The 296-nt window shown below is 52.4% G+C and carries 3 tRNA genes; all 3 read left to right on the top strand.

Going from position 1 to position 296, the window contains the following annotated elements:
- Window positions 1–10: 10 nt before the first annotated feature.
- The 3 genes from WD019_RS21825 (at window position 11) to WD019_RS21815 (ending at window position 288) form a co-directional block, all read left to right on the top strand.
- Window positions 11–91, top strand: a tRNA-Leu gene (locus tag WD019_RS21825).
- An 11-nt stretch (window positions 92–102) separates the two neighbouring features.
- Window positions 103–174, top strand: a tRNA-Gly gene (locus tag WD019_RS21820).
- Between the two features lie 28 nt (window positions 175–202).
- Window positions 203–288 (top strand) — tRNA-Leu (locus tag WD019_RS21815).
- Window positions 289–296 lie beyond the last annotated feature (8 nt).

Raw genomic sequence — 296 nt, 5'->3', positions numbered from 1 at the left:
ATAAATACATGCGGGTGTGGCGGAATTGGCAGACGCGCTAGACTTAGGATCTAGTGTCTTTGACGTGGGGGTTCGAGTCCCTTCACCCGCACTATTTGCGATGCGGAAGTAGTTCAGTGGTAGAATACAACCTTGCCAAGGTTGGGGTCGCGGGTTCGAATCCCGTCTTCCGCTCTCATTTTTGTCTTGATTTGATTATACTGCCGGGGTGGTGGAATTGGCAGACACACAGGACTTAAAATCCTGCGGTAGGTGACTATCGTGCCGGTTCAAGTCCGGCCCTCGGCACTTGGAAG

This window comes from Fictibacillus sp. Mic-4 (assembly GCF_049843615.1).
GTDB classification, from domain to species: domain Bacteria; phylum Bacillota; class Bacilli; order Bacillales; family Fictibacillaceae; genus Fictibacillus_A; species Fictibacillus_A gelatini.
Note: the sequence above shows the minus strand (reverse complement) of the source record. Positions and strands in the feature narration are given on the sequence as shown.